Source organism: Mesotoga infera (assembly GCA_011045915.1).
Taxonomy (GTDB): Bacteria; Thermotogota; Thermotogae; order Petrotogales; family Kosmotogaceae; genus Mesotoga; species Mesotoga infera_D.
In genome coordinates this window covers 1-7466 of the sequence record DSBT01000397.1, presented here as the reverse complement: position 1 = coordinate 7466, position 7466 = coordinate 1, and the positions used below count along the sequence as shown (strand labels likewise).

At 46.4% G+C, this 7466-nt stretch carries 7 protein-coding genes and 1 pseudogene; 7 read left to right on the top strand and 1 reads right to left on the bottom strand.

Annotated features, from left to right (window positions below):
* The 7 genes from ENN47_12855 to ENN47_12825 form a co-directional block, all read left to right on the top strand.
* Window positions 1–597: extracellular solute-binding protein (locus tag ENN47_12855; protein HDP79037.1), on the top strand; the 597-nt coding region annotated here is incomplete at its 5' end.
* Window positions 598–665: 68 nt separating this feature from the next.
* Window positions 666–1532, top strand: coding sequence for a sugar ABC transporter permease (locus tag ENN47_12850; protein HDP79036.1), 867 nt, complete (start codon window positions 666–668; stop codon window positions 1530–1532).
* Window positions 1529–2365, top strand: coding sequence for a carbohydrate ABC transporter permease (locus ENN47_12845; GenBank protein HDP79035.1), 837 nt, complete (start codon window positions 1529–1531; stop codon window positions 2363–2365). Before ENN47_12850 ends, ENN47_12845 begins: the two co-directional genes overlap by 4 nt.
* A gap of 3 nt (window positions 2366–2368) precedes the next feature.
* The gene (locus ENN47_12840; protein HDP79034.1) at window positions 2369–3337 is read left to right on the top strand and encodes a transcriptional regulator; all 969 of its coding nucleotides are present in this window, start codon (window positions 2369–2371) and stop codon (window positions 3335–3337) included.
* Window positions 3321–4277 (top strand): ribokinase, encoded by a 957-nt coding sequence (locus ENN47_12835; GenBank protein ID HDP79033.1) that lies wholly within the window; start codon window positions 3321–3323, stop codon window positions 4275–4277. The genes ENN47_12840 and ENN47_12835 overlap by 17 nt, the downstream gene beginning before the upstream one ends.
* Window positions 4274–5731 carry a sugar kinase gene (locus ENN47_12830; protein ID HDP79032.1) on the top strand — a complete coding sequence of 486 codons (1458 nt, stop codon included), beginning with the start codon at window positions 4274–4276 and terminating at the stop codon, window positions 5729–5731. The genes ENN47_12835 and ENN47_12830 overlap by 4 nt, the downstream gene beginning before the upstream one ends.
* A 1-nt stretch (window position 5732) precedes the next feature.
* A complete protein-coding gene (locus ENN47_12825) occupies window positions 5733–6578 on the top strand; it encodes a class II fructose-bisphosphate aldolase (protein HDP79031.1) in 846 nt (281 codons plus the stop codon).
* A gap of 513 nt (window positions 6579–7091) precedes the next feature.
* Here the strand turns inward: ENN47_12825 and ENN47_12820 are convergent.
* Window positions 7092–7352, bottom strand: a pseudogene (locus tag ENN47_12820) (helix-turn-helix domain-containing protein).
* Between the last annotated feature and the right edge of the window lie 114 nt (window positions 7353–7466).

Sequence of the window (7466 nt, the reverse complement as noted above, 5' to 3'; positions counted from 1 at the left end):
TTCAATACCCCCGAAGGTCTCAGGGCTCTCAAGTTCTACACTGACCTCGCCCTCACTTATGGCGTCAGCCCCAATGCAGTTACCTACAATGAAGACGACTACAGAAATATGATGGCTCAGAACAGAGTTGCAATGGCTGTTGGCGGCCCATGGTCCTTCCCGCTGATCGAGACGGCAAACCCTGCGATAGTTGACAACTATACCGTCTCTCTTCACCCATACGGAGCAACACCCGCAAGCGTTCTAGGCGGATGGGCACTTGTCATTCCATCGGCAAGCAAGAATAAGGAAAACGCGTGGGAACTTGCGAAATTCCTTACTAGCTTCGATACCTGGATGACATGGATTGAAGCGAAGGGCGGTCCAATGCCTTCCAGACAAGATGTATGTTTTGCCGCACCGGTACTTCAGGATCAAAAGTGGAAAGTCATTTTCGAGACATTCCCGCACGCAGTATCTAGACCCCCGATCCCTCAGTATCCACAGGTCTCCGAGCAGATTCAGATAATGATCCAGGACGTACTCCTTGGAAAAGCAACACCTGAAAATGCAATTAATACAGCTGAAGCAAACGTCAATGCAATACTTGGCAAGTGATAAACTTTCCATGGGGCGAGCCCTTGCTCGCCCCTTTCATAATGCCTGAATGAAAGGGTTGAAATCGAATGAGTAGACTCGCAAGAGAAGAGAAGACAGCGTTTAAAATGATACTGCCTTATCTTTTGATCATAGTATTGCTCTTCATCTTTCTTATAGGCTCAAACATCTATAACAGTTTCACAACTGAAGAGGGTAAGTTCACACTTCAGAACTACTATAGAGTCTTCACCGATCCGGTAGTTGGCAGAGCCATGGCAAACACGGTAGTTTGGGTAGTTGGAAGCATTCTTGGACAGCTTCTCCTGGGACTCCTGGTTGCCCTGCTTCTAAATGAATCGACGAGAGGACAGATTATCTTCAGAAGTATCATCCTTATTCTCCCGTGGGCCACACTGGATATTGTGGCAGGAGTAATGTGGAAGTGGATGTATAACGACATGTATGGAGTACTTAACGATGTCCTTGTCAAATTGCACATAATAAACGATTACATACCCTGGCTGGGTTCTGAGAACATGGCGATGATGTCGGTAATCATCGCAAATGTCTGGAAGGGCTTCTGCCTTTCTGGAATGTTCTTCCTGGCAGGTCTTCAAACGATTTCACCTGATCTTTACGAGGCGGCCGAGATCGACGGAGCCAATTCCCTCAAAAGGTTCTGGAGAATCACTATCCCACAACTGAAACCGGTAATAATGACAACTCTTATGCTGACAATAATATGGACGATCAACTACTTCCCCCTTATATACATTATGACAGGAGGCGGCCCAGGTTACGGCACCGAGACTGTTGTGACCTATATATACAAACTCGGATTCAGGTTCCTTGAATTCAACAAGGCCGCCGCACTTTCAAATATCCTGTTCATTGCAATATTTGCTATCGCATTCGTCTTCCTGAGAAACATTACAAAGGAGGAAGCGAGATGAAGAGAAGTAAAAAGAAGAAAGTCAAGAAGGGCATCACATATTCGCTCCTTATATTTCTGTCGGTGGTAATAGCTTTTCCCTTTGTCTGGCTAATCCTTACCGCGATAAAGACCTATCCAGACATCTATGCCTATCCAATTAAGTACTTCATTTTCGAACCAACAAGAGAGCACTTCGACAAGATTGCCGACATGAATTTTTGGTCTTACTTCAAGAACAGCGTTATCGTTGGAACGGGAACGATGTTCTTCTCTATATTGATCGGCCTGTTTCCAGCATATGCGTTTGCGAGATATGAATTCAGGTATAAGAGACCGTTACTGGCGGGAGTAATGGTCTTCCAGATGCTTCCGCTTGTCGTGTTTCTATTGCCGATATTCAAGACACTCAACAACTTCGGCATTTTGAACACATACACCGGCCTAATACTGTCATATTTGCCGTTTACGACTCCAATTTCGATTATGTTCATGAGAACTTTCTTCCTATCGATACCGAAATCTCTCGAAGAAGCCGCGAAAATCGACGGCTGCACTTTCGGTCAAGCATTCAGAAAGATCATATTGCCGATTACCCTCCCGGGAATAGCGGCAGTTGGAGTCTACGCCTTCTTGTTCTCCTGGAGTGAACTGATGTACTCCATGTCGATACTCACAACAAAATCAAAGCAGACTATTCCAACGTTTCTTCAGCTTTTTGTGGGCCAGTACCAGACTAGATGGGGCCCACTGTTCGCAGGATCGATACTTGCAACGATTCCACCACTTATAATATTCATGATCCTGCAGAAGTTCTTTATCACTGGACTGGTTAGTGGGTCTGTTAAGGAGTAATGGATGATTAGTGACGAATTGCTTTTCGAGGTTGCGACCGACTATTATGTGAAGCGGATGCTTCAGAAGGATATTGCTAATAAGTACGGCGTTTCGAGAGTACAGATTAGCAAATACCTAAAGATGGCCCAAGAAAGAGGAATTGTACATATTGAAGTTGAGCAACCTTCAGTGAAGACATCCGTTAGACAGGAATACGAGGACTTTTTCAGTGAGAAATACGGTCTGAAGAAGATGTTCATTGCAAGAGGAGCAAGAAATGAAAAGACGATTCTAAAAGCTCTTTCTAGAGAAGTCAGCAAGTATCTCAAAACACTGCCCGAAAAGCCTCTCAATATTGGCCTTGGCTGGGGCAACACAATCTTCACCGTTGCGGAATCTATTGAGAAGCTAGAAAGACCCGACTGGCACCTAATTCCTTTGTCGGGCGGCACGGCAAGGCTGGCCGACAAGAGGTTCAACATCAACCATATTGTGCAGAATTTCGCCACAAGGCTATCTGCCAGGGCGGTTCCAATGTATCTGCCCTTCATATTTGAGAATGCCCATCAGCTGGAAAACACGAAGGAATCCCTGGAGTATATGAACATACAGAGACTATGGGACTCCCTGGATATTATCATCTGCAGCGTGGGTTACTCTATAGCAAGATCTCCTATGTTCAGGGAGAACTTGCTAGACGTGAGCTATGCTGACGAACTCGAAAGGTGCAGTGTCGTAGGTGACGTTCTGACTCATTACTACGACATAAACGGGAAGAGGTTTGAGAAGGAGATCCTGAACAACTGTATCAATCTGAGTTTCGATCAATACCTTAATGCCGGAGAGAGAGTCATTGTCGCTGCTGGTCACCACAAAGTAGATGGTCTTGTCGGCCTTCTGCGCGGCGGATTTGCGGACGTCCTAATAACAGACGAATTCACGGCTAAGTTTGTCAAAGAGTACATTGTATATGATGAAGGAGGAGAATAACATCAACACATGCATTCTTAATCTCAATCCATGCTACGATCACTGGGTTATTCTCAAGAATCCTACGAAGATTCCAAACGTTGTGCGAGGAGATGAAGTAGTGACGCTCGTAGACGGAAAAGGTCTCAATATAGCACGAGTACTCTCCAGAGTTCTGGGACATAACGAGTACTTCTGTATAAACATCCTGGGAGGCCAGGTCGGTACCATAATCGAGAATGAGTGCAACCGCTTGGGGATACTGACTAAGAACTACTGGATCGAAGATTCGAACAGAATAAATACGGCCCTCGTCTATGAGTACGAGAACAAAATGCTCATGATTAACGAGCCCGGACCGATGATGAAGCCTCACGAAATTGACGGGTTCATGGAATTTTTCAAGAGCTATGCAGAACCGGATATAAGCCTGGTTATCTCGGGCAGTGCGCCCAGAGGATTTGAGAACGGCTCTTTACTGCGTCTTGTCGAGATAGCAAGAGGGGCAGGCTGCAGCCTGAACATAGACATCGCGGGTTCGTGGCTTACAAAGATAGTAACTGCATCCCCGGAACTCCTGAAGATAAACGCGGATGAACTGAAGGTAGCCTTTGGAATCGAAAAGGACGATCTCAAGTCAATGGAGAGCTTCAGAAGAGAGAATTCAATAAAAGACCTCATAATAACGAATGGCAAGAATGGAAGTATCTGGCTTTCCGAAAATGAAAGGCTTCAGGCAAGATCAACAAAGCTCTTCTCCGATTTCTCTGTGGGATCCGGCGACTCATTCTTTGCAGGACTTTTATATGGCCGGGAAATGCATATGTCAAACAGGGAAGCTCTGAAGATGGCAACGGCGTGCGGTGCAGCAAACACACTGCACTATGGAGCGGCAATATTTGAGTATTCTGATCTGGAGAAGGTTATCAGCGATGTGGCTGTGTCGGAAGTGAAAATATGAAGGTCTTCCTCGGGATAGATATCGGGACAACGAACATCAAGTGTCTCATTCTGGGGTCAAACGGAAGAATTCTCGATGTTCTCCATTCATCTACGCCCAAGAACCGCAAGAAGAATATCGAACTCCTCGATCTTGAGGCCGCAAGATCGTACATCAAAAAGACAATCGCTGAAATCAGTGAGGTCCACACACTTGCCGCCGTAGCCTTCTCAAGCTTTGGCGAGACTGTTGTCCCCGTCAGGGAGGGAGAAGTCCTGTCGGAACCGATCATGTGGTATGACAGGGCCACCTATTCACTTTGGGAGAGTCACAAGCAGTCTATTGACACACTTGCTCCCTACATGATTACAGGTGTTGACAACAGCTACACCTTTTCCATTTACAAGATTCTCTTTCAAAGAGAGTCTTCTAGGCTGGAAGCAGTAGAACACTGGCTTCCCATCTCTTCATATCTCCCCTACTCAATGGGAGCCAAAGCTAGTTGGGACATGAGCCAGGCCTGTAGATCATTTATGGTAGACATTCACTCACGCAGATGGAATTCTCAGCTAGTAGAATATATAGGTGAAACGGAAGACAGTTTGGGTAAACTGGCATACACTGGTGAACAGATAGGTCAGACCGAAGAAGGTATCCCTCTAGTGAGCGCAGGCCACGATCATATCACCGGTCTTTACGCAGCGCAAGCCTTTGCTAAAGGAAGGGAGTTTCTCTTCGATTCTATGGGTTCTGCCTCAGTAATCGCAGCGGTTATCTCCGGGAATACTGATACCCTTAGTTTCGATGGACCCTTCATGCCCGGAGGAACTGTGGGTATAGCGTATAAGGACTTTCAGTACTACATCGAAAGCAACGTGAGGCATTACGGAAAGCTTCTACAGTCTTTGATGAACCTCACCGGATTTGAAGCCACAAAGGAAAACTACGAAAGGCTGAACACGAAAATAGAGAAACACGATCAATGGAACTCGAAGCCTCTATTCCTTGTGAACGGCGATCTTGTTACAGGCGAAGGCCTGCAAGGAATAACACTTCTCGAGATGCCGGTTTCCCTCAAACGGGAGCAGTTGATACAGTCGGCCTACATATACCTCGCTTCTATAAGCAAGAGAATCGTTGACAATATCGAAAGAATAACTGAGGAAGCACTCCCGATAATCAGTGGCGGAGGGGGGAGTTTGAACAAGCTGCTAGTGAAATACAAGGCTTCACTACTGCGAAGGGAAATCTGGGTTCTGCCTACGAGCGAACTAACCGCACTCGGTGGAGCCTTTGCCGCGGCCCATGGGGTCGGGGACGATGAAGCGATTGAACGCTGCGTTGACAACTATCAGCCGAGCGACACTTTGCCCGATGAAAGAATAGCAGATACATTGAATGAAATCTTTGAGAAGAACTCATATGAGTATTCTCTGATAGAGAAGAATAGAATGATAGACATTCAGGAGGGATAACATGCCTTTAGTAACGCTTACAGATGTTTTGATAGACGCACAAGAAAAGAAATACGCGATCCCGGGATTCAACTTCCATCTTTATGAGGACCTTGTAGCAATCGTTGAAGCAGCACAAGAGGCAAGATCGCCAGTAATACTCATGGCCGCAGGTACCTGTATAAAGCATTGGGGACCGACGTTGGCCGCAGCGCTTATCAAAGATGTTGCATCAAGGGTCGATATACCCGTCGTTGCTCACCTTGATCACGCGAGCAGTCTTGAGCTCATATTCAGATCTATCCATGCTGGATTCACATCAGTGATGTACGATGGCTCGATGCTACCCGTTGAAGAAAATATTGCCAACAGCAGAATTGTGGTCAAAGTCGCTAGAACATTTGGCGTTTCAGTTGAAGCAGAGTTGGGACGAGTCGCCAAGGGTGAAGAAGGGGAATCGGCCATCGAAATCCTGACCGATCCTTCAGATGTAGTCATGTTCTGCGAACAAACAGACGTTGATGCTCTTGCTGTCGCTGTAGGCACTGTTCATGGCATGCAGAAACAGGAAGCCAATATCCATCTCGATCTAGTGGACGCGATCTCCAAAGTATCGCCCGTTCCGTTAGTGCTTCACGGTTCAAGCGGCGCGTCCAATGAAGATCTTCGATACATAGCCACAACCGCCTTCTCTAAGATCAACATAGGAACAAGACTAAAGACCGTCTTCACCGAAGGCATAAGAGAGATTCTAAAGAACAACGAAGAACTAAAAGATCAGCTCGCTTTGCTGAAGATGGCCGCACCAAAAGTCAAGGATACAGTAAAAGAGAAAATTGAACTCCTCGGAAGCGGTAATAGAGTCTAGTTATCAAAGTGGAAATCTTCGTCTGAATCTAGGATGAAAGACTTGAAAGCGTTCCGGACTTCTAATACCTGATTCAGTCCGATATCGAGCAGCACAATGAGATCAGGGTCTTTAAACCAACGGCATCTTTGTTACGGAATTAAGGGATAGAGACGGGGTCGGGGGTTGGAAAGAACGGAATAAGACGCAAGGCGCCGGCAGGAAGTGAGGCTCGCTGGCGCGAGGAAGTATTGCCCGGAGAAACGTCCGGGAAAGTGATGCGCCGAAAAGCATCGGCGTAAGTGATGCCACCTTCGGTGGGACGGCAATGCTGGCGAAGATCTCACCAGGACGCAGTGCCCGCTTCGCGGGGAAAGAGCCAATTTTGCTTAGGAGAAAACTCTGTGCGTTGTGAAAAGCAGTTCCAAGATGCAAGTTGTGAGTTGTAAGAAGAAGAAGAAGAAACGGAGAAGAAAGCACATTGAAGCAATCTGATCAGAACCAATTCATCTCGTCATCCTGAAGCGCTCCTGTTCAGGATCTGGGCTTATGAGAAACCGTGGTTAGGGGTAGCGGGTTGGAAAGAGCAAGTAAAAATGGTCCACCGTTGACGGTCCGCCGTCCTCGGAGAAGATCTCTAATGAAACTTCCCCCTCGTGATCCCTTAAAAAACGCATCTTCTCCTTCCTTTCTGTATTTCACAGTCCAATTGTTCAATGTCTTGGAGCTTATTCCATTCTCTTGTGCAATCTCTTCAAGTGTCTTGTCTGTCTCTAAGAACTCCTTGCTAATCTGAGTTTGAACTCAGGATCATATTGCTTCCCTCTCGGATGCTTCATCCATATTCACCCCTTCTTAGTCTACTATTCCTCAATTGCTTGTCCAATTCCCCTGGGGGGTGAATACGAG

Coding starts and splice junctions, on each gene's coding strand:
- ENN47_12825 (HDP79031.1), top strand. CDS start 5,733: ATGCCTTTAGTAACGCTTACAGATGTTTTGATAGACGCACAAGAAAAG.
- ENN47_12850 (HDP79036.1), top strand. CDS start 666: ATGAGTAGACTCGCAAGAGAAGAGAAGACAGCGTTTAAAATGATACTG.
- ENN47_12830 (HDP79032.1), top strand. CDS start 4,274: ATGAAGGTCTTCCTCGGGATAGATATCGGGACAACGAACATCAAGTGT.
- ENN47_12835 (HDP79033.1), top strand. CDS start 3,321: ATGAAGGAGGAGAATAACATCAACACATGCATTCTTAATCTCAATCCA.
- ENN47_12845 (HDP79035.1), top strand. CDS start 1,529: ATGAAGAGAAGTAAAAAGAAGAAAGTCAAGAAGGGCATCACATATTCG.
- ENN47_12840 (HDP79034.1), top strand. CDS start 2,369: ATGATTAGTGACGAATTGCTTTTCGAGGTTGCGACCGACTATTATGTG.